Origin of the sequence: Flavonifractor sp. An4, from assembly GCF_002161755.1 — a bacterium.
In the GTDB taxonomy this organism is placed as follows: Bacteria; Bacillota; Clostridia; order Oscillospirales; family Oscillospiraceae; genus Flavonifractor; species Flavonifractor avicola.
Genome location: NZ_NFIL01000007.1, coordinates 1 through 20,530 on the forward strand (window position 1 = coordinate 1; position 20,530 = coordinate 20,530).

The window sequence follows — 20,530 nt, forward strand, 5'->3', positions numbered from 1 at the left end:
ATGGGTACAGGGATATGGTGCATGACTGGGAAAAGTGATGGGGTTGAGAGGGTGGTATGGTATGTTGGTGCGGTCAGGATATGTGAGATTGTGGGTACGGTTTGTAAGTTACAGGTACAACCGGGACGAGTAAAATGCACATTGCCACACAGGGCCTGGTGTTACGGGAGGTCAACTACAAGGAGTCCGATAAGATCCTCACCGTCCTCACCGCCGAGGGGGGCAAGCGCACCGTAAAGGCCCGGGGCTGCCGGAAGAAAAACAGTCCCCTGGCGGCCTCCGTCCAGCTGTTGGTCTATTCCGACATGACCCTCTTCGCGTACCAGGACCGGATTACCCTCAACGAGGCCGAGTCCATCCGGCAGTTTTGGCACGTCAAATCCGACGTGGAGCTGCTGGCTTTGGGCTCCTACTTTGCCGAGGTGATGGAGGCGGTGGCGGTGGAGGGACGGCCCGATCCCGCCGCCATGTCCCTCATTCTAAACAGCCTTCACGCCCTGGACAAGCTGAACAAGCCCCAGGCTCTGGTGAAGGGAGCCTATGAGATGAAGCTCATGGCCCTGGAGGGCTATGAACCCCTGGCCGATGCCTGCGCGGTATGCGGCAGGCCTGACCCGGAAAAGCCCATGCTGAACCTGGCGGAGGGCGTGCTCCACTGTGCCTCCTGCAAAAGCGAGGTGGGGGAGGGCACTTCCCTGCCCCTGACGGAAGGGGCGTTGTCCGCCCTGCGGCATATTCTCTACGGCGATCCCAAGCGGCTGTTCTCCTTTCAACTGGACCAAGGGGGGCTGGACTGCCTGGCCCGGGTGTGTGAGGGCTTCCTGCGCACCCAGCTGGACCGGGGATTCCGTACCCTGGATTTTTATCATGAACTGAAAGCGGGGATGTAACATGGAACTGTATGTGGCAGATGCCTTTACCACCGTGCGCTTTTCCGGCAACCAGGCCGGCGTAGCTCTTCTGGGGGAGGGAAACTTCCCTGAGGAATCCCTGATGTGCGCCCTGGCCGGGGAATTGAAGCATTCCGAAACCGCTTTTGTCCGCCGGACTGGGGACAGAGCCTTCCATATCCGCTACTTCACCCCCGCTGAGGAGGTGGACCTGTGCGGCCACGCCACCATCGCCGCTTTCACCGTCTTGCGGGATACCGGGGCCATTGTTCCCGGAGATTACGCCCTCCATACCCGCTCCGGGGACCTGGAGATCGGGGTGGGAGCGGACGCCGTGTGGATGGATATGGCGCCCCCCACCGATGGCCCTACCTTCTCAGAGGAGGAGCAGGGGGCGCTGTACGCCGCCTATGGTCTCTCTCTCGCTGACCGGCCGGAGGGGCTGGAGCCCCAGGCAGTGAGTACCGGGCTGATGGACATTTTGCTACCGGTGCGTGACCTGGATACCCTGGACCGGGCTGTCCAGAACGAGGCGGAGGTCACCCGTCTGTCGGAGCACTACAACGTGGTGGGGGTGCATATGTTCTGCCCCCATACCCCGGACGCCGCCGCCCACTGCCGCAATTTCGCCCCCCTGTACGCCATCCCGGAGGAGGCGGCCACCGGCACCTCCAATGGGGCCCTGACCTACTACCTGTTCCGCCGGGGACTGATCCAGGCCGGGGCGGATAACCGTTTTGTGCAGGGAGAGAAGATGGGCAAGCCCTCTGAGATCCTGAGTCGCATCACCGAGGATAACGGTAGTGTGAAGGTACGGGTGGGAGGCCGGGCCCTGATTACCCTGAAATGTGAACTGATGGGATAACCCACAGGGGCGGGACACTGGCCCGCCTCTGGATATCATGCAATTTGGAGAACCTACATGACCGATTTATTTGAAAAATCCATTCAAACTCTGGAACTGCCCCGGGTGCTGGAGAAGCTGGCCGAGCAGGCGGTGACCGAGGAGGGCAAGGACCGCTGTCTGGCCCTGCGCCCCCTGACCGATGTGGACGACGTGCAGCGGGCTTTGGACGAGACCACCGCCGCGGTGAATATGACCGCTCTGCGGGGCTCGCCCTCCTTCTCAGGTGTGCGGCCGGTGGGAGCCTCCCTCCAGCGTGCCAACATGGGGGGCGCCCTCAATACCCGTGAGCTGCTGGACATCGCCGCTGTACTGCGCTCCGCACGCTCCGCCAAGGAGTACGGCGAAGGAGAGGGGGACCGGGCCAAGACCTGCATCGACCACCTGTTCCGCTCTCTCACCTCTAACCGGTTCCTGGAGGAGCGCATCACCGGGGCCATCGTGGGGGAGGACGAGATTGCCGACGCCGCCAGCCCCGAGCTGGCCTCCATCCGGCGGCACATCCGGGCTACCGCCTCCAAGGTGCGGGACATCCTGAATAAGCTGATCTCCTCCAACCAGTCCAAGTACCTCCAGGAGTCCATCATCACCCAGCGCAACGACCGCTATGTGGTGCCGGTGAAGTCGGAGCACAAGAACGACGTGCCCGGCCTGGTCCACGACGTGTCCTCCTCCGGCTCCACCTTCTTCATTGAGCCCATGGGAGTGGTGAAGGCCAACAATGAGCTGCGGGAGCTCCAAGCCAAGGAGGAGAAGGAGATTGAGCGCATCCTGGCGGAGCTGTCCGCCCAGTGCGCCCAGTACAAAGAGGACATCAGCCAGGACTATGACCTGCTCATCATTCTGGACGTGATCTTTGCACGGGCCAAGCTGGCCTACCGGATGCGGGCGGGCGCGCCCCGGCTGTCCGACCAGGGCCTCTATCTGCGGAAGGCCCGCCACCCTCTGCTGGACCCCAACAAGGCTGTGGCCAATGACCTGATGCTGGGAGAGAACTTCGATACCCTGGTCATCACCGGTCCCAACACTGGCGGTAAGACGGTTACCCTCAAGACCATCGGCCTTTTGACCCTCATGGCCCAGTGCGGCCTCCACATCCCCGTGGGGGACGGCAGCTGTGTAAAAGTCTTTGACCGGGTGTTGTCCGACATCGGTGATGAGCAGTCCATTGCCCAGAATTTGTCCACATTTTCCTCCCACATGGTGAACATTGTGGGGATTTTGCAGGAGGCGGACGACCGCACCCTCATCCTCTTCGACGAGCTGGGTGCTGGTACCGACCCCATCGAGGGCGCGGCTCTGGCCGCCGCCATCATCGAGTCCGCCCGGGAGATGGGGGCCCTGGTGGCCGCCACCACCCACTATGCCGAGCTGAAGGTGTATGCCATGACCACCCCGGGAGTGGAGAACGCCTCCTGCGAGTTCGACGTGGACTCCCTGGCGCCTACCTACCGGCTGCTCATCGGCATCCCCGGCAAGTCCAACGCCTTTGCCATCTCCGAGCGGCTGGGCCTGCCCAAGTCCATCATCCAGAAGGCCGCCGCCCGCATTGACGCGGAGAACGTTCGCTTTGAGGATGTGCTCACCCAGCTGGACGAACAGCGCCAGGAGATGGAGAAGGAGAAGGAGGCCGCAGCACGCCTCCGCCGGGAGATGGAGGAGACCGCCAAGGCCTCCCGGGAGTACAAGGCCCAGATGGATGCCCAGCGCCGGAAGGCGGTGGAGAAGGCCCAGGCGGAGGCCCGTGCCATCCTGGACGAGGCCAGGGACACCGCCGACCAGGTGTTCAAGGAACTGAACGAGATGCGCCGCCGCCAGCGGAAGGAAGAGGACTGGCAGAAGATAAACGATGAGCGGGCGGCGCTGCGCCATCGCCTCAACGAGGCGGAAGGCAAGCTGGGCCAGCGGCCCGAGGCCCCCGTGCCCCCGTCCACCCGTCCGGCCCAGGCTGGCGATACAGTGGAGCTGGTGAAGATGGGCACCCAGGCTACCGTGCTCTCCGTCAACAAGGACGGCTCCCTCCAGCTTCAGGCCGGTATCCTGAAGATCACCGCCAAACAGGACGAGGTCCGGGTGGTGGAAGGGGAGAGCGTCAAGGCCGCCAAGAAGGTGGTGGCCCGGGCAGAGCACAAGCTGCGCTCCCTGGGAGCCTCTCCCGAGGTGGATCTGCGGGGCATGATGACCGACGAGGCCATCGGTGCCTTGGACCTGTTCCTGGACAACGCGGTGCTGGGCCGGCTTAACGAGGTGCGCATCATCCACGGCAAGGGCACCGGTGCGGTGCGCAAGGCGGTGCGGGAGCACCTCAAGCGCAGCCGCTATGTGAAGTCCTTCCGCCCCGGCCGCTACGGCGAAGGGGAGGATGGTGTAACCATTGCCGAACTGAGATAGAACAGCCCTACGTCCCCTCGGAGAGCGGAGGGGGGCACGCGGGGGGAACTGGTGCCCGCCCGCGAGGCGCGGCTTTGGAGCGAAGCGACAGGCTTTCCGCAGAAAGCCTCCGCGCCGTGAGGACGGTGTGACCATCGCCGAGCTGCGGTGATGGAGTTTCCGTTCTGATTCGGAAATAAAACCAGAGAGTTCGTCATTCAAAACAGATTCTTGCACGGATTTTGTGCATTTTGTCATTGACGGTTTGGGATAAATTTGCTATCCTATTATACGAAGTATGCGAATGCATCTTGGGGGGAAACGCTATGTATATGAAAGAGGCAGTTGTGAACAACCAGGTCGGCCTGCACGCCAGACCGGCTACGTTCTTCATCCAGAAGGCCAATGAGTTCAAGAGCTCTATTTGGGTGGAGAAGGACGAGCGGAGAGTCAATGCCAAGAGCCTGCTGGGTGTGCTTTCTCTGGGGATCGTCAAGGGGACTTCCATTAACCTCATTGCAGACGGCCCCGACGAGAAGGAAGCTGTGGAGGCTCTCATCGAGCTGATCTCCTCCAACTTCTCTGAGTAAGCGACCAAAGCGAGAGAAAAAAGCGCCGCATCTGCGGCGCTTTTTTTGATAGTAGGGTTGCCATGTACGGCAGAAAGGAGGGCTTGTAGTTTTTGCTATGACCTTTGACGAGTTAAAAGAAAAAGCCCATGCCCTGCCGCTGAAGCCGGGCGTATATATCATGCAGGATGCCAAAAATGTGGTCATCTATGTGGGCAAGGCCAAGGCCTTGAAGAACCGGGTGAGCCAGTACTTTGCCAACCTGGCCTCCCACACCGAAAAAACCCGGGCCATGGTGAGCCAGATCGACCACTTTGACGTCATTGTGGCTGACTCCGAGTTTGAGGCTCTGGTGCTGGAAAATTCCCTCATCAAGCGCCACCAGCCTCGGTACAACATCCTGCTCAAGGACGACAAGGGCTACCCCTACATCCGGCTGACGGTGAAGGAGGAGTACCCCAGATTCTCTCTGGCTAACAAGGCGGCGGAGGACGGAGCCCGGTACTTCGGCCCCTACGGCAGCCGGGGCAATACCCAGAACATCATTGACGCGCTGCGGGTGGCCTTACGCCTGCCTTCCTGCAATAAAAAGTTCCCCCGGGATATCGGCAAGGAGCGGCCCTGCCTCAACTACCATATGGGCCAGTGCGACGGCTACTGCCGGAAGGACATGGATCAGAGCCGCTACCGGGAGGCCATCGACCAGGCCGTCCGCCTGCTGGAGGGCAAGTTCCAGGAGGTAGGGGACGAGCTGAAAGCAGAGATGGAGCTGGCCGCCGAGGAGCTGCGCTTTGAAAAGGCCGCCGAGCTGCGGGACCGCTATAAGGCCATCGAGCTGCTGGGCAAGCGGCAGAAGGTGGTGGCCGGTTCCCTGGCCGACACCGACGTGGTGGGCTTCCACAAGGGGGAGGCCACCAAGAGCTGCTTTGTGGTGCTCCACTTTGTGGAGGGCGAGCTGGCCGCCAAGGACTGGGACCTGATCGATACCCCCATGGAGGAGGAAACAGCGGACATTTTGTCCGCCCTGGTGCGGCAATACTATGGAGGCCGGGGAAACCTGCCCCGGCAGATCCTGCTGCCCTGTGAGCTGGAGGACGAGGTGCCGCTCATGTGGATGCTGTCCGAGGACGCAGGCCGCAAGGTGGAGCTGGTCACCCCCCAGCGGGGCGCCAAGATGGACCTGATCCGTCTGGCCAACAAGAACGCGGTGGAGGAAGTGGAGCGCTGGACCACCCGGGAGGAACGGCAGAGCAAACTGATGGAGCTGCTGGGCAAGCTGCTGGACCTGGAGGAGCCGCCCCGCCGCATCGAGTCCTACGACATCTCCAACCAGGGCTCCGACGACATTGTGGCCTCCATGGTGGTGTATGTGAACGCCCGGCCCCTGAAGCGGGACTACCGCCACTTCAAGCTGAAGGACATGGACGGCCCCGACGACTACGCCTCCATGGAGCAGGTGCTGACGCGGCGGTTCAAGCGCTACCTGGAGGGGGACGAGAAATTCGCGGACAAGCCCGACCTGCTGCTCATTGACGGCGGCGTCAACCACGCCAATGTGGCGGTGCGGGTGCTGGAGGGGCTGGGCCTGTCCATCCCCGTCTTCGGCATGGTGAAGGACGACCGCCACCGTACCCGGGCCCTGGTGACGCCGGAGGGTAGGGAGATCGGCATCCAGGGTAATCAGGCCATTTTCTCCCTCATCGGCCAGATCCAGGAGGAGACCCACCGCTTTGCCATTGAGTTCCACCGCCAGCAGCAGAACCAGCGGGTGAAGGGCTCGGTGCTGGATCAGATCCCCGGCGTGGGGGAGAAACGGCGGAGCGACCTGCTCAAGCACTTCAAGAGTATCAAAAAGATCAAGGAAGCCACCCAGGCCCAGCTGGCGGAGGTGGTGCCCAAAAACACCGCTCAAGCGGTATTTGACTATTTTCATCCGAAAGGGGAAGGACCCACATGAGAGTGATCACCGGAATTGCCCGGGGTCGTAAGCTGAAAGAGCTGCCCGGCCTGGAGACCCGGCCCACCACCGACAAGGTGAAGGAATCGGTTTTCAATATCGTTCAGTTCGACATTGAGGGCCGGCAGGTGCTGGACCTGTTTGCCGGCACCGGCCAGATGGGCATCGAGGCCCTGTCCCGGGGGGCGGCCTTCTGTACCTTCGTGGATCTGCGGCGGGAAGCAGCGGCGGTGGTGCGGGAGAACCTGGCCCACACCAAGCTGGCGGACAGTGCCAAGGTGATCCAGGGGGATTATCTGGCCTTTCTCACCGGCTGCCGGGAGAAATTTGACCTGGTTTTCCTGGACCCGCCTTACGGCACCGGTATGCTGGAAAAGGCCCTGGAGACCATCGCCAAGATTGACATCATGACGGAAAATGGTATAATAGTTTGCGAAAGCGCCGCTGAGTCGGTGCTGCCGGAGCTGGAAGGCCCCTACGAGAAGGGCCGGGAGTACCGCTACGGCAAGATCAAACTCACCCTCTATCACCGTACCGTCGGCAACAGGATGTGAAGCCCTTATGAAGACAGCCATCTACCCCGGCAGCTTTGATCCCATCACGCTGGGGCATCTCAATATTATCAAGCGGGCAGCCGTCTGCTTTGACCGGCTCATCGTCTGCGTGCTGGTGAACTCGGAGAAGGTGAACCGGGGCCTCTTCACCCCGGAGGAGCGCACGGAGCTCATCCGCAAGGTGGTGACTAAGCTGCCCAATGTGGAGGTGGATTGCTCCTCCACTCTGCTGGCGGAGTACGCCCGGCAGAAGAAGGCCTGTACTCTGGTGAAGGGTCTGCGGGCGGTGTCCGATTATGAGAATGAGCTGCAGATGGCCCTCATCAATCGAAAACTCAATCCCAGGCTGGAGACCATGTTTTTGCCGTCCAGCGCCAAGTACACCTATGTCAGCTCCAGCGTGGTCAAGGAAATGGCCCGTTACGGAGCGGATCTGTCGGACTTTCTCCCCCGTGAGATCATTGAGGACGTCCGGCAAAAAATCGAAAGCGGGAGGGATCGCTGATGGCCACCGGTGTGGAAGAATTACTGGATATGCTCTATGAGATGATTGAAGACGCCAAAAATATGCCCCTGAGCAGCGATAAGTGCATTCTGGAGCGGGACAAGGCTCTGGATCTGCTGGATGAAGTGCGGGGTCAGTTCCCCATGGAGCTCAGCGAGGCCAAGAAGCTGATCGCCGCCCGTACCGACTATATCAATTCCGCCAAGCGGGAGGCCGAGCTCATCCGCAAGCAGGCCGAGGAGCAGGCCCGCCAGATGGTGTCTGAGAACGAACTGCTGGCCCAGACCAAGCAGAAGGCCAACGAGATGATGCGTACCGCCGAAGAGCGCAGCCGGGACCTGCGGAAGGCGGCCAACGACTACTGTGAGGACGCCCTCCGCCGCACCGAGGAGGCGGTGGCCGAGGCCTATGACGAGATCAAGAAGTCCCGCGCCCGGTTCCGGGCGGTGGCCGGCGGCAGCAGCCCCCAGAACAGCCGTCAGCCCTACGATGCTGAGGCCGACGAATAACAGCAAAACGGCTCCCTGACCGACTGCGGCGGGGAGCCGTTTTTTTCCATTATCCTATTTACATAATGCGATAAAATTGTGATTTTTTTTGCACCATACCACCAGGTATGGTGCTTTTTGCTGCCGATTGGAAACGAAAAGGAATCGAACGTATGTTTTTAATGCGGAAAAGCACGACTTTCGTATAAAAAACAGGGAGTTTTGGGGTTAAAAAAGAGTAAAAAACTATTGCAATTCCGTTACAGAACCTTTATACTGAAGGGGACGGTGGAGCGAAATGGGGGAAAACCCCGCTCAAAGACACCAAAGTGGAGGGAAGTGAAGGGCGTGACCGGTACCTACGAGCATAGCATCGACGGCAAGGGACGCCTGTTCATTCCCGCCAAACTCCGGGAGGAACTGGGGGTCACCTTCTATCTGGCTATGGGCGTGGACGCCTGTCTGGCCATCTATCCCCAGTCCACCTGGGATCGGTTTACAGAAAAATTTTCTTCCCTTCCCATGAGCCAGTCTAAGGCTATGCGTCCCCTCTTTGCCAATGCCGCTAAGTGCGAGCTGGACAGTCAGGGCCGCATCGTGATTCCCCAGAAGCTGCGGAAGTATGCCGGACTGGACAAGGACGTGGTCATCATCGGCGTCAATGATCGGGCCGAGATCTGGAGTGCCGATGCCTGGCAGGCCCAGGAAGAGGAAGAAATGACGCCGGAGAAGATGTCCGCCTGTATGGAGATGCTGGGGTTCTGAGATGAGTGAAACGGGATTTTCTCACAAGCCGGTACTGCTGGCGGAATGTATTGAAGCGCTGAATATCCGGCCGGATGGCATTTATCTGGACGGCACCCTGGGCCGGGCAGGTCACAGCCGGGAGATCGTCAAGCGGTTGACCAGCGGCAGGCTGATCTGCGTGGACCGGGACCAGGCGGCCCTGAACGCGGCAGAGGAGCGGCTGGCCCAGTGGCGGGACAAGGTTACCCTGGTCCACAGCAACTTCTGCGAGCTGGACGCCATTCTGGACAAGCTGGGTCTGGAGGGCGTGGACGGAATGCTCTTCGACCTGGGTGTGTCTTCTCCTCAGCTGGACGACGGATCCAGAGGCTTCTCCTATATGGCGGACGCGCCGCTGGATATGCGGATGGACCAGTCCGACGGACTGACCGCCCGCATCGTGGTGAATGAGTGGCCTCAGGAGGAACTGCGGCGCATTCTGTGGCAGTACGGCGAGGAGCGCTATTCCTCCGCCATTGCGGGAGCCATTGTGCGCGCCCGGGAGAAAAAGCCGGTGGAGACCACCCTGGAACTGGTGGACATTATTAAGGGGGCCATGCCCGCCTCCGCCCTGCGGGAGAAGCAGCACCCTGCCAAGCGGTCTTTTCAGGCCATCCGCATCGCGGTCAACGACGAGCTGGGCTCGGTGGACAAGATGGTGCGCTCCGCAGTGCCCCGCCTCAACCCCGGCGGCCGGCTGGCGGTGATCTCATTCCACTCTCTGGAGGACCGCATCGTGAAGAACGGCCTGGCGGAGTATGCAAAAGGATGCACCTGTCCCCCCGATTTCCCGGTATGTGTGTGCGGGAAAAAGCCTCAGATTAAATTGATTACCCGGAAGCCCATTGTATCCGGTCCGGAAGAACTGGAAGAGAATCCCCGTGCCCGCAGCGCCAAATTGCGGGTGGCGGAGAAGCTGAGAGAGAGATAACGGCAGATTTACAAATGAGAATGGAGTGGAGCAGCCATGGCAACTGCCGTGAAGCGCAGAAAGTATTCCAAATATGATACCATCCCTTTCCCCATGTATGACGGCTCCGCAGCCCGGCAGCTGGAGCAGGAAGAGGTCCTGCGTCCCCGTCCGCTGGTCCGGCCCCGGGAACGTGCGGTGGTCCGTCCCAAGGTTCGGGTACGGGAGGCGGGTATCGTCTCTCCCTTTGCCGTGGTGGGTTTCCTGGCGGTACTGGTTTTCGCGGTGCTGCTGCTGTTCAGCTATGTACAGCTGGCGGTGATCTCCGATCAGGTGGTAAGCCTGCGGTCCGATCTGACCGGCCTGAAAACGGAGGAAGCCAAGCTGCGTGCTCAGTATGAGCTGGCCTACGATCTGGAGAGCATCGAGCAGAACCTGACCGACAGCGGCGCCATGGTCAAGCCCCAGAATGGTCAGATCATCTACGTGGACCTGTCCGAGCCTGACTCGGTGACCTACTTCCAGCAGGAAGAGGAGGCCACCGGTGTGGAGGGGGCCGTGGAGAGTATGCATTCCATCTTTACGGAGATTGTGGAATATTTCAGTTGATCAGCGCCATATACTGCATCAGCGGGCAGAAAAGGAAGCGGGCGTCCTTGAACGCCTATAGCAGAAGGCAGCAAGTGAGTGAGAGAGAGGGCGTAAGAAAAGAAATTTTCTTACGCCCTCCTGCGGTATTTCAAGCCGTGGAGCAGCATACAAGTGCTGTATGATCCCAAGCGAGGTGAGCCGGAAATGGCAGAAAAAAGAAAGAAAGGCACTCGAATCATCCGGCAGAAGCCGGACCGGCGGGCCAACCGCACCATTCTGATCCGCAGTTTGTTCCTGATGGTGCTGTTTGGACTGGTGGCATTTATCCCCCTGTTTTTCAAGCTGTGGCAAATCCAGATCAGTCAGCATGACTACTATCAGGAACTGGCGGTGCAGCAGCAAACCAGAGACAGCACCGTTACCGCCAACCGGGGCACCATCTATGACAGCCAGGGGGCCGTGCTGGCCATGAGCGCCACGGTGTACAATGTGCAGCTCTCCCCCAAGGATCTGCTGGAGACCCAGGAGACCTATCGGGAGAAGGTGGAGGACGCTCAGGAGAATGGCGGCACGCTGCCCGACTATCCGGAGCCTACCGACCAGTTTGTGGCGGAGAACCTGGCGTCCATCCTGAACCTGGAAGTTGAGGATGTGATGAAGCATCTGGAGAACAAGAACTCCCAGTATGAGATCATCAAATACCGGGTGGAGCCAGAGGAGTCGGAGGCGGTACAGGAATTTATCACCGAGAATCACCTGTCCCACGGCATCTACCTGATGCCCACCAGCAAGCGGTACTACCCCAAGGGAAGCCTGGCAGCCCATGTGGTGGGCTGGGTCAACCCCAATACCGACAATGTGGGCGCCTACGGGCTGGAGGCCCAGTTCGAAGAGGAACTGTCCGGTCAGACCGGCCGGGTGGTCACCGCCAAGGACGGTGTGGGCACCGAGCTGCTCTACCGCTTTGAGGACTACTACGACGCCACCGACGGCAACAATCTGACCCTCACCATCGACGCCACCATTCAGTCCTACTGTGAGAGTATCCTCCAGGAGGGTGTGGAGCAGTTCGATATACAAGACGGTGCCTTCTGCCTGGTAATGGACCCCAACACCGGGGCCATCCTGGGTTGGGCCAACTCCCCCACCTTTGATCTGAACGATCCCTGGACTGTCAGCGACCCGGTGCTTCTCCAGTATCTGGAGGACATCAAGAGCGGCGGATACACCAAGGAGGAGGCCTATACGAAGGCGCTGGCTGAGGGCGCCACCGCTCAGGAGGCCTACGACGCGGCCGTCCAGGAGGCGGAGAAGGAGGTCCTTTACAGCCAGTGGGCCAACAAGGCGGTAACCAGCTCCTATGAGCCCGGTTCCACCTTCAAGTCCATCGTGCTGGCTGCCGCCTTGGAGGAGGGCGTGATCAGTGAGAGCGACCACTTCTACTGTAGCGGTGTGGCCCAGGTAGATGGGTGGAACGGTGACCCCATCCGCTGTTCCAAGCGCGATGGCCACGGTGACCAGGACCTGGCCCAAGCGGTGGCCAACTCCTGTAACCCTGCTTTCATCGAGATCGGCAAGCGGCTGGGAGCGGAGAAGTTCTACGACTATCTGGAGGACTTCGGCTTCCTGGAAAAGACCGGAATCGATATGCAGGGTGAGACCACCGGCGTGATTTGGAGCCGGGACGATTTTACCAATGTAGACCTGGCGGTGGCCTCTTTCGGCCAGCGTTTCCAGGTTACCCCCCTGCAGCTCATCACCGCCGCCTCTGCCGTGGTCAACGGCGGCCACCTGATGCAGCCCTATGTGGTGAGCCAGATTACCGACGCCGACGGCAACGTACTCCAGCACACCGAGCCCACCGAAGTGCGGCAGGTCATCAGCGAGCAGACCAGCGAGCGGTGCCGGGCCATCCTGGAAAAGGTGGTGGACGGCGGTACCGGTAAGAACGCCGCCGTGGAGGGCTACCGCATCGGCGGTAAGACCGGTTCCTCCCAGACCCTGAAGGGCGACGACCACACCATCGTCTCCTTCCTGGGCTTCGCCCCGGCGGACGATCCCCAGGTGGTCATCCTGCTGGCTTACGACAGCCCCAAGCCGGTGAGCCCCGGCTCCAACTATACGGCGGACAACTGGTACATCAGCGGCGGTAATATGGCTGCCCTCAAGGCTGGCGAGCTGATGGAAAAGATTCTGGACTATCTGGGTGTGGAGAAGAGCTACTCTGCCACCGCCGATGTGATGGTACCCAACCTGACCGGTCTGAATCTGGCTGACGCCACCACATCCCTGAAGAAGAATAACCTGTCCATCCGGGTGGTGGGCGACGGCGACACCGTCACCGGCCAGATCCCGGCCAAGGGAGCATCCATCCCCGGCGGCAGCGAAGTGGTGGTCTATATGGGCGCCGAAGTTCCCACCGACCAGGTCCAGGTGCCCAGCGTCATCGGCCTGAACGTAGAGCAGGCCAAGGCGAAGCTGTCCGCCCAGGGCCTCTACCTGAAGGCCAGCGGCGCCTCTGAGTTCGGTTCCACTGTGGTGGCTTATGAGCAATCCACCCCGGCGGGTACCAGCGTGGACCGGGGCACCACCATTGAGGTGCGCTTTACCGACTCCACGGCCAGCGGCGCGGGCCTGTAATTACCTTCCCCTGTGGGGAGAAAGCGGGGTGTGAGCATGAAGCTGAATGAAGTGCTGGCGGGTGTGAAGCTAACGGCCCGTCACATCCAGGATGTGGAAATTTCAGGCATCTGCTATGACACCCGAGATATGATCTCCGGCTGCCTCTTCGTGGCCCTGCCGGGCTACAAGACCGACGGCCACAAGTACATTCAGCAGGCGCTGGATCAGGGGGCGGCGGCCATCTTGTGCCGCCGCCCGCCGGCGGAAGAGGGCCCGTGGCTGGTCACAGAAAACCCACGGGCGGCCCTGGCTGCGGTATCCGCCAACTGGTTTGGACATCCAGCGGAGGAACTGACGGTGCTGGCTGTTACCGGTACCAACGGCAAGACCACCACCACCTATCTGCTGAAAGCCATGCTGGAGGGGGTGCTGGGGGCGAAAGTCGGTCTCATCGGCACCAACCAGAATATGATCGGCCAGGAGGTTCTGCCTGCCCACCGCACCACTCCGGAGTCCTGGGAGGTGCAGAAGCTGCTGCGGGAGATGGCGGATGCCGGATGCAGCCATGTGGTGATGGAGGCCTCCTCCCACGCCCTGGTGCTTCATCGTCTGGACGGCATCTCCTTTCGGGCTGGTATCTTCACCAATCTGACTCAGGATCATCTGGACTTTCACAAAACCATGGAGGCCTACCGGCAGGCCAAGGGCCTGCTGTTTCACCAGTGTGGTACAGCGGTACTTAACCTGGACGATGAGGCCGGACGGTATTACGCCCAGAGCGTACCCTGTCCTTCTTTTACTTACTCTGAGAGCCGGGATGAGGCCGATCTCACCGCCAAGAATCTGAGGCTTTTCCCCGACCGGGTGGAGTTTGAGGCAGTGACCATGGACGCCATTGCCCGGGTCCGCCTGCCTATTCCCGGCGGCTTTACCATCTACAACGCCCTGGGCGTCATTGCCTGTGGCCTGACCCTGGGTCTGCCTCTGGGACAGATCGCATCCTCTCTGGCCAATGCCAAGGGAGTGAAGGGCCGCATTGAGGTGGTGCCGGTACCGGCGGACTACACAGTGCTCATTGACTATGCCCATACCCCGGATGCTCTGGAGAACATTCTTACCACCGTCCGAGACTTTACCAAAGGCCGGGTGATCTGTCTGTTTGGCTGCGGCGGTGACCGGGACCGGTCCAAGCGTCCCCAGATGGGAGCCATCGCCGGGCAGCTGGCCGATGTGGCGGTGGTTACCTCCGATAACCCCCGCACCGAGGAGCCCCAGGCCATTATTCAGGACATCCTGAAGGGGATGGAGGGCACTGGAGCCCAGCGCCATGTGGAACCAGACCGGCGGCGGGCCATTGCCCTGGCCCTCTCCCTTGCCCAGGCTGGGGATACGGTGGTACTGGCGGGCAAAGGCCATGAGACCTATCAGGAGATCGGCGGTGTGCAGTATCATCTGGACGAGAGAGAGGAAGTAGCTTCCTTTTTTGCCGGAGAGAAGCAGAACTTTGTTGCATTTTAGAGTGGAAACCAGGGACAGTCTGTGATAGAATACCACGTTGGTCCATTTGGAACGGACAAAATTTGAGCTGTAAGAGGCTTTGGAGGTTGCAAAAGAGATGTTGAGGATCGTCATCAGCTGCCTGATCGGGTTTGTGGTGGCCGCTCTGGCGGGCCGGGTGCTCATTCCCGTGCTGCGGCGCATGAAGGCTGGCCAGTCCATCAAGGAGATTGGCCCCACCTGGCATATGTCCAAACAGGGTACCCCCACCATGGGCGGACTCATGTTTATCATCGCCGCCATCGTGGCGGTGGCCGCTCTGAGCTGGCAGGATTTTGCCGCTGGGAAGTTCGGCGGCGGATTTGTTCTGCTCTTTGCCCTGGTGTTTGGCATCATCGGCTATATCGACGACTATTTTAAGGTAAAGAAGCATGAGAACACCGGCCTGACCGCCCCCCAGAAGTTCATTCTGCAGCTGGCGGCAGCCATCCTGTTCACTGTGCTCATGCGCAACTTCGGCTATCTGACCCCCGACCTGTATATCCCCTTCTTCAACGTGACCCTGTCGGTGCCCTGGCCGGTATATATGGTGTTTGCCGCCTTTGTTATGGTGGGCTGCGTCAATGCCGTCAACATCACCGACGGCATCGACGGTCTGGCCAGCGGCGTTACCATGCCGGTGATGCTCTTCTTCACCGCCGTGGCCTGTTGGTGGGGCCACTATGAGCTGGGCATTTTCTCCGGTGCTCTGCTGGGCGGCCTGGCCGGTTTCCTGATCTACAATTTCCATCCTGCTAAGGTATTCATGGGCGACACCGGCTCCCTCTTCCTGGGCGGCGCGGTGTGCGGCCTGGCCTTTGCGCTGGATATCCCCCTGGTGCTCATCCTGGTGGGCATCATCTACATTGCGGAGACCCTGTCCGACATTATACAGGTTGGATACTTTAAGCTGACCCACGGTAAGCGGATCTTCCGCATGGCCCCCCTCCACCATCATCTGGAGATGGGCGGCTGGAGTGAGGTCAAACTGTTCTGCGTGTTTACCGGGATTACCCTGGTGATGTGCGCGCTGGCTTTCTGGGGGGTCATGTACCGCTGACCCATTGGCATCGTGATACGGGAGGTGACAGACCATGGTAAAACGCAGACGAGACCTGACGGTGATGCAGCAGCTGGCCCGGGGGCCTATCGATATCCCGTTTCTGATGCTGGTGGTGATCCTTACCGCCATTGGCGTGATTGCGGTGTTTTCTGCGTCTTATCCCACCGCCATGCAGGAGGGGCTGGATCCGGCCAACTATTTTATCAAGCAGGCCGGGTTTGGCGTGGTGGGCCTGATCGCCATGTTCCTGATCTCCAAGATTAACTATCAGACCTTCCGTGGCCTGTCCATTTTCGTGCTGGGCATCTCCATTATCCTGCTGGTGCTGGTCATTCCCTTCGGCTACGGCAAGAGCACTGTGGGCGCCCAGCGGTGGATCAGTCTGCCCATCATCGGCGGTTTCCAGCCCTCTGAGATTGCCAAGGTGGGCGTCATCATGTACTTCGCGGCCCGCCTGTCCAAGCGCAATACGGAGAAGCACAAGCGGCTGCCGCCCCGCCACCCCCTCAGCGGTCTCTATGCCTGGCTGGATGAGAAGGGCGTTTTGGAGCCCATCCCCTATTTCCTCATCCTGGGTCTGGTGGCCATTCTGATGCTGATGGAGCCCCATATGTCGGGTACCATCCTGGTGCTGGTAGGGGGGGCGTCAGTGCTCTTTGCCGCCGGTATCAAGCTGTACTGGTTCATCGGCGGCGGAGCGGCGGCAGCGGCCGGCCTCTTCTTCATCATGACCCAGACCAGCTACATGGCCACCCGTCTGGCCATCTGGAAAGACCCGTGGAACGACGGAATGAATGGCCGGGACAAGGGCTTCCAGATCATCCAGTCCCTTTATGCCATTGGCTCCGGCGGTCTGCTGGGCGTGGGCTTCGGCAAGAGCCGCCAGAAGTTCCTCTACCTGCCCGAGTCGGAAAACGACTATATCTTCTCCATCTGGTGCGAGGAGATGGGCTTTGTAGGGGCGGCCATTGTTATTCTGCTGTTTATCCTGCTGGTGATCCGGGGGTACTGGATCGCCGTCCATGCCCGGGACCGCTTCGGTGCCCTGCTGGTGGTAGGCATTACTACCCTGACGGCTGTACAGGTTTTTCTGAACATCTCTGTGGTCACCAACCTGATCCCCTCCACTGGTATCTCCTTGCCATTCTTCAGCTATGGAGGCACGGCATTGATGATCCAGTTGGCGGAGATGGGTATGGTATTGTCAGTATCACGACAAATACCGGCGCCCAAACAAGAATAGTGCGATGCAGGAGGGAAATGGGTAAATGAAAATCCTCTTTACCTGCGGCGGGACCGCGGGTCATGTGAATCCCGCGGTGGCCCTGGCCCAGATGTTCCAGGCCCGCAATCCGGGCTGTCAGGTGCTTTTTGTGGGAGCCGACGGCGGTATGGAGACCCGGCTGGTGCCCAAGGAGGGCTATGAGATCCAGACAGTGACCATTACCAACTTCCAGCGGTCCATCACCCCGGCGGCCATTGGACACAACATTAAGACCCTGCTGAATATGAATAAATCCAAGAAGCAGGCCAACGCCATTCTGGACCGGTTCCGGCCTGACCTGGTGGTGGGTACCGGCGGCTACGCCTCCTACCCCGTGGTCAATGCGGCGGCAGCCCGTGGGATTCCCACCGCCGTCCACGAATCCAACGCCGTTCCCGGCCTTACCACCAAGACCCTGTCCAAGGTGGTGGACGCGGTAATGGTGGGCTTTGAGGAGAGCCGCGGCCACTATGAGGATCCCTCCAAGGTGGTGGTGACTGGCACCCCGGTCCGGGAAGACTTCTTCCGCTACAACCGGAAGGAAGCCCGGGAAAAGCTGGGCTTTACCGACGACCGGCCCCTGGTGGTGTCGGTGTGGGGCAGCCTGGGTGCCAAGGTGATGAACGAGCAGATCACCGACTGCATTGTCCGGGAGTGCCGGGCGGGCGCGCCCTGGCGGCATATCCACGGCGCAGGCCGCAACTATGAGCAGGTCCTGGCCGGTTTGAAAGAGCAGGGCATTGACCTGGCTCAGTATCCCGGCGTGGAGGTGCGGCAGTACATCTATGATATGCCTCTGGTGATGGCGGCGGCCGACCTGGTGCTCTGCCGGGCCGGTGCCTCCACCATCGCGGAGCTTACCGCCATCGCCCGGCCGGCGGTGCTGGTACCATCCCCCAATGTGGTAGCCGACCATCAGACCAAGAACGCCCGGGTGCTGGCCAACGCCGGTGGGGCGGTGCTGCTGCCCGAGGGCGAGTCCAGCGGTGAGAAGCTCTACAATTTGGTCCATCAGCTGCTGGCTGACCCGGACCGCCGGGAAAAGATGAGCCGGGCTTTGCGGGAGATGGGTTCTCCCGACGCGGCGGAAAAAATCTATCAGACTCTGAAGGAATTGTTGGAAAAGCGGGCAAAATGAACCGGCCTTCCATCGGACGCATAGGATGGCGTACATAAATCCTGAATGCGGAGGATGGAAGCTATGAGTGCATACGTGATAGAAGGGGGCCGGCCGCTGGAGGGTTCCGTGATGGTCCACGGAGCAAAGAACAGTGTGCTGCCCATCCTGGCCGCCTGTCTGTTGGCTCCGGGGGCCTGTGTGATCCAGAATTGTCCCCGCCTTTCCGATGTGGAGGCCTCCCTGGCCATCCTGCGCCATCTGGGCTGCAGGGCGGAATGGCAGGGGGACGGCGTGGTGGTGGACGCCTCCGCCCCCAGTCGCTGGGATGTGCCCGACGCTCTGATGCGGGAGATGCGTTCCTCCGTCATCTTCCTGGGGGCCATCCTGGGGCGGATGGGACAGGCGCGGCTGTGCGCGCCCGGCGGCTGCGAGCTGGGACCCCGCCCCATTGACCTGCATCTGGCTGCCATCCGTGCCCTGGGGGGCAGGGTGGAGGACCGGGAGGGGGGACTTTCCTGTTCCGGCAGGCTGCGGGGCGCGGACATCGTCCTCTCTCTGCCCAGCGTGGGGGCCACCGAGAACGCCATGCTGGCGGCAGTGTGCGCCCAGGGCACTACCACCATCACCAACGCCGCCCGGGAACCGGAGATTGTGGACCTCCAGGGCTTTTTGCAGGCTTTGGGCGCCCAGGTCCGGGGGGCGGGCAGCTCGGTCATTACGGTGGAAGGGGGCATCCCCCTCCACGGCGGAGCCTATCGGGTGATGGGTGACCGGATCGTGGCTGCCACCTACCTGGCGGCGGCTGCCGCCGCGGGAGGCGACGTAGAGGTAACCGGCGTAGACTGGCGCACCCTGTCCACGGTGACGGCAGTGCTGAAGGAGGCCGGCTGCCAGGTACACAGTGAGGCGGACAGGATCTGCCTTGGAAGTGGCGGCGTGCTGAAGGGAGTGCGTCCGGTGCGGACGGCCCCCTATCCCGGCTTTCCCACCGATGCCCAGGCCCCTCTGATGGCGGCCCTGGCAGGAGGGACCGGCTGCACGGTCTTTGTGGAGAATATGTTTGAAAGCCGCTACCGCCATGTGGATGAGCTCATCCGTATGGGGGCGGACATCCGGGTGGAAGGCCGGGTGGCGGTGGTGTACGGGGTGTCCCGGCTCCACGGCGCCACGGTCATGGCCTCCGACCTGCGGGGCGGAGCCGCTCTGGTGGTGGCCGCTCTGGGGGCGGAGGGGACCACTACCGTCACCGGTTTGCACCATATTGACCGGGGCTATCAGTCTCTGGAATACGATTTGCAGCGGCTGGGGGCCCAGATCCGGCGGGTGTGAGATAAGTTTGAGGAAATCGTAAGAATTTCTTAGCAAAGAATCAACCATTCTGTGCGAGGATGGAGAAAAAAGAACAGGAGAACGGCACAATGGCGGCAAGACGGAACAGAAAAAGACGGCGGCGGAATCGGGGGCGCTTTGGTGTCCTCTATAAGCTGCTGTCCATTCTGCTCATCTTTGCCGCCATTTTGGTAGGCTGCATCATCTTTTTCCGGGTGAACACCATGGTGGTAACGGGCAATTCCCGCTATACCCAGGAGGAGGTGCTGGCGGCCGCCGGCGTGGAAAAAGGGGACAACCTGTTCACGCTGAACAAGTATCAGATCGCCGACCGGATCTTGACCCAGCTGCCCTATGTGGATGACGTGGCCATCAGCCGAAAATTGCCCGACACCCTGATTTTTGAGGTGACGGAGAGCACCGGTGTAGCCTGGGTGGAGAGCGGCGGCAGTTACTGGCTGCTGGACGACAAGTGCAAGCTGCTGGAGGTGGGGGATGCCGCTCTGGTCCAGGGCAAGCCCCAGGTGCTGGGCCTGGACCCGGTCAACCCAACGGTGGGCAATGTGCTCACCGTGGCCCCTGAGCAGCAGGACAAGCTGGAGCGGCTCCAGGCCTTTTTGAAGGCCATTCGCAGCCGGGTGATGACAGGAAGCCTGAAGAGCTTTATCGATCTGTCCTCCGGCAATGAGATCCGCTTCGGCTACGGCGAAAATCTGACGGTGATCTTCCCCATGAACGGCGACTTTGACGAGGAGACCTACGAGCTGAAGCTGGCCCTGGAGACCATGGATGAGCGGGGTCTGCCCCGGACGGGTACTCTGGACCAGAATTATGATGAGCGGGAGATCCATCTGCTGCCCGAACGTTGGCTGCCGGAGGGTTGGAGTGCTCTGGAGGTTCCCACGGAGCCCACGCAGCAGCCGGAGAGCTCTGGCGGAGAGACTCAGACGGAGACCACAACTCCGCCGGAGGAATCCGTGCAACCGGAGGAATCGGTCCAGCCGGAGGCGCCGGCCCAGCCGTCCCATACGCCCACGGTACCGGAACAGGCGCCGGAGCAATAAGAGCAAGG

18 protein-coding genes are annotated in these 20,530 nt (G+C 60.9%); all 18 read left to right on the top strand.

Going from position 1 to position 20,530, the window contains the following annotated elements:
• Positions 1-134 precede the first annotated feature (134 nt).
• The 18 genes from recO (at position 135) to B5F94_RS04855 (ending at position 20,522) form a co-directional block, all read left to right on the top strand.
• Positions 135-890 carry a DNA repair protein RecO gene (gene recO, locus B5F94_RS04770; RefSeq protein WP_087328277.1) on the top strand — a complete coding sequence of 252 codons (756 nt, stop codon included), beginning with the start codon at positions 135-137 and terminating at the stop codon, positions 888-890.
• A gap of 1 nt (position 891) precedes the next feature.
• Positions 892-1,755, top strand: coding sequence for a PhzF family phenazine biosynthesis protein (locus B5F94_RS04775; protein WP_087328279.1), 864 nt, complete (start codon positions 892-894; stop codon positions 1,753-1,755).
• 57 nt (positions 1,756-1,812) lie between these two features.
• Positions 1,813-4,185 (top strand): endonuclease MutS2, encoded by a 2,373-nt coding sequence (locus tag B5F94_RS04780; RefSeq protein ID WP_087328281.1) that lies wholly within the window; start codon positions 1,813-1,815, stop codon positions 4,183-4,185.
• A gap of 305 nt (positions 4,186-4,490) precedes the next feature.
• A complete protein-coding gene (locus B5F94_RS04785) occupies positions 4,491-4,754 on the top strand; it encodes an HPr family phosphocarrier protein (protein ID WP_007495691.1) in 264 nt (87 codons plus the stop codon).
• 97 nt (positions 4,755-4,851) lie between these two features.
• On the top strand, positions 4,852-6,690 hold the full coding sequence (uvrC, locus tag B5F94_RS04790) for an excinuclease ABC subunit UvrC (protein ID WP_087328284.1): 1,839 nt from the start codon (positions 4,852-4,854) through the stop codon (positions 6,688-6,690).
• Positions 6,687-7,244, top strand: a complete 558-nt coding sequence (gene rsmD / locus B5F94_RS04795; RefSeq protein WP_087188109.1) for a 16S rRNA (guanine(966)-N(2))-methyltransferase RsmD — start codon at positions 6,687-6,689, stop codon at positions 7,242-7,244. Before uvrC ends, rsmD begins: the two co-directional genes overlap by 4 nt.
• 7 nt (positions 7,245-7,251) lie before the next feature.
• Positions 7,252-7,749 carry a pantetheine-phosphate adenylyltransferase gene (coaD, locus tag B5F94_RS04800; protein ID WP_087272105.1) on the top strand — a complete coding sequence of 166 codons (498 nt, stop codon included), beginning with the start codon at positions 7,252-7,254 and terminating at the stop codon, positions 7,747-7,749.
• Positions 7,749-8,258, top strand: coding sequence for a hypothetical protein (locus B5F94_RS04805; RefSeq protein ID WP_087188111.1), 510 nt, complete (start codon positions 7,749-7,751; stop codon positions 8,256-8,258). Before coaD ends, B5F94_RS04805 begins: the two co-directional genes overlap by 1 nt.
• A 318-nt stretch (positions 8,259-8,576) precedes the next feature.
• On the top strand, positions 8,577-9,002 hold the full coding sequence (mraZ, locus tag B5F94_RS04810; protein ID WP_242955360.1) for a division/cell wall cluster transcriptional repressor MraZ: 426 nt from the start codon (positions 8,577-8,579) through the stop codon (positions 9,000-9,002).
• 1 nt (position 9,003) lies between these two features.
• Positions 9,004-9,954 carry a 16S rRNA (cytosine(1402)-N(4))-methyltransferase RsmH gene (gene rsmH, locus B5F94_RS04815; RefSeq protein WP_087328288.1) on the top strand — a complete coding sequence of 317 codons (951 nt, stop codon included), beginning with the start codon at positions 9,004-9,006 and terminating at the stop codon, positions 9,952-9,954.
• A 36-nt stretch (positions 9,955-9,990) separates the two neighbouring features.
• Positions 9,991-10,542, top strand: coding sequence for a hypothetical protein (locus B5F94_RS04820; protein ID WP_087272097.1), 552 nt, complete (start codon positions 9,991-9,993; stop codon positions 10,540-10,542).
• Between the two features lie 186 nt (positions 10,543-10,728).
• The gene (locus B5F94_RS04825; protein ID WP_087328478.1) at positions 10,729-13,164 is read left to right on the top strand and encodes a penicillin-binding transpeptidase domain-containing protein; all 2,436 of its coding nucleotides are present in this window, start codon (positions 10,729-10,731) and stop codon (positions 13,162-13,164) included.
• A 36-nt stretch (positions 13,165-13,200) separates the two neighbouring features.
• Positions 13,201-14,664, top strand: a complete 1,464-nt coding sequence (locus tag B5F94_RS04830) for a UDP-N-acetylmuramoyl-L-alanyl-D-glutamate--2,6-diaminopimelate ligase (protein ID WP_087328481.1) — start codon at positions 13,201-13,203, stop codon at positions 14,662-14,664.
• Positions 14,665-14,761: 97 nt separating this feature from the next.
• Positions 14,762-15,742, top strand: coding sequence for a phospho-N-acetylmuramoyl-pentapeptide-transferase (gene mraY, locus B5F94_RS04835; RefSeq protein ID WP_087188115.1), 981 nt, complete (start codon positions 14,762-14,764; stop codon positions 15,740-15,742).
• Positions 15,743-15,776: 34 nt separating this feature from the next.
• Positions 15,777-16,988 (top strand): FtsW/RodA/SpoVE family cell cycle protein, encoded by a 1,212-nt coding sequence (locus B5F94_RS04840; protein WP_242965587.1) that lies wholly within the window; start codon positions 15,777-15,779, stop codon positions 16,986-16,988.
• A gap of 25 nt (positions 16,989-17,013) precedes the next feature.
• Positions 17,014-18,147 (top strand): undecaprenyldiphospho-muramoylpentapeptide beta-N-acetylglucosaminyltransferase, encoded by a 1,134-nt coding sequence (gene murG, locus B5F94_RS04845; protein WP_087328290.1) that lies wholly within the window; start codon positions 17,014-17,016, stop codon positions 18,145-18,147.
• A gap of 63 nt (positions 18,148-18,210) precedes the next feature.
• Positions 18,211-19,458 (top strand): UDP-N-acetylglucosamine 1-carboxyvinyltransferase, encoded by a 1,248-nt coding sequence (gene murA, locus B5F94_RS04850; RefSeq protein WP_087328293.1) that lies wholly within the window; start codon positions 18,211-18,213, stop codon positions 19,456-19,458.
• 89 nt (positions 19,459-19,547) lie between these two features.
• Entirely contained in the window at positions 19,548-20,522 is a 975-nt protein-coding gene (locus tag B5F94_RS04855) for a cell division protein FtsQ/DivIB (protein ID WP_087328296.1), read from the top strand.
• The last annotated feature ends 8 nt before the right edge of the window (positions 20,523-20,530 follow it).

What these genes read in the sequence shown, in the direction of transcription:
- B5F94_RS04830 (WP_087328481.1), top strand. Translation starts at nt 13,201, where the DNA reads ATGAAGCTGAATGAAGTGCTGGCGGGTGTGAAGCTAACGGCCCGTCAC.
- recO (WP_087328277.1), top strand. Translation starts at nt 135, where the DNA reads ATGCACATTGCCACACAGGGCCTGGTGTTACGGGAGGTCAACTACAAG.
- B5F94_RS04855 (WP_087328296.1), top strand. Translation starts at nt 19,548, where the DNA reads ATGGCGGCAAGACGGAACAGAAAAAGACGGCGGCGGAATCGGGGGCGC.
- B5F94_RS04775 (WP_087328279.1), top strand. Translation starts at nt 892, where the DNA reads ATGGAACTGTATGTGGCAGATGCCTTTACCACCGTGCGCTTTTCCGGC.
- murG (WP_087328290.1), top strand. Translation starts at nt 17,014, where the DNA reads ATGAAAATCCTCTTTACCTGCGGCGGGACCGCGGGTCATGTGAATCCC.
- B5F94_RS04820 (WP_087272097.1), top strand. Translation starts at nt 9,991, where the DNA reads ATGGCAACTGCCGTGAAGCGCAGAAAGTATTCCAAATATGATACCATC.
- uvrC (WP_087328284.1), top strand. Translation starts at nt 4,852, where the DNA reads ATGACCTTTGACGAGTTAAAAGAAAAAGCCCATGCCCTGCCGCTGAAG.
- B5F94_RS04785 (WP_007495691.1), top strand. Translation starts at nt 4,491, where the DNA reads ATGTATATGAAAGAGGCAGTTGTGAACAACCAGGTCGGCCTGCACGCC.
- B5F94_RS04825 (WP_087328478.1), top strand. Translation starts at nt 10,729, where the DNA reads ATGGCAGAAAAAAGAAAGAAAGGCACTCGAATCATCCGGCAGAAGCCG.
- murA (WP_087328293.1), top strand. Translation starts at nt 18,211, where the DNA reads ATGAGTGCATACGTGATAGAAGGGGGCCGGCCGCTGGAGGGTTCCGTG.
- B5F94_RS04840 (WP_242965587.1), top strand. Translation starts at nt 15,777, where the DNA reads ATGGTAAAACGCAGACGAGACCTGACGGTGATGCAGCAGCTGGCCCGG.
- rsmH (WP_087328288.1), top strand. Translation starts at nt 9,004, where the DNA reads ATGAGTGAAACGGGATTTTCTCACAAGCCGGTACTGCTGGCGGAATGT.
- mraY (WP_087188115.1), top strand. Translation starts at nt 14,762, where the DNA reads ATGTTGAGGATCGTCATCAGCTGCCTGATCGGGTTTGTGGTGGCCGCT.
- coaD (WP_087272105.1), top strand. Translation starts at nt 7,252, where the DNA reads ATGAAGACAGCCATCTACCCCGGCAGCTTTGATCCCATCACGCTGGGG.
- B5F94_RS04780 (WP_087328281.1), top strand. Translation starts at nt 1,813, where the DNA reads ATGACCGATTTATTTGAAAAATCCATTCAAACTCTGGAACTGCCCCGG.
- rsmD (WP_087188109.1), top strand. Translation starts at nt 6,687, where the DNA reads ATGAGAGTGATCACCGGAATTGCCCGGGGTCGTAAGCTGAAAGAGCTG.
- B5F94_RS04805 (WP_087188111.1), top strand. Translation starts at nt 7,749, where the DNA reads ATGGCCACCGGTGTGGAAGAATTACTGGATATGCTCTATGAGATGATT.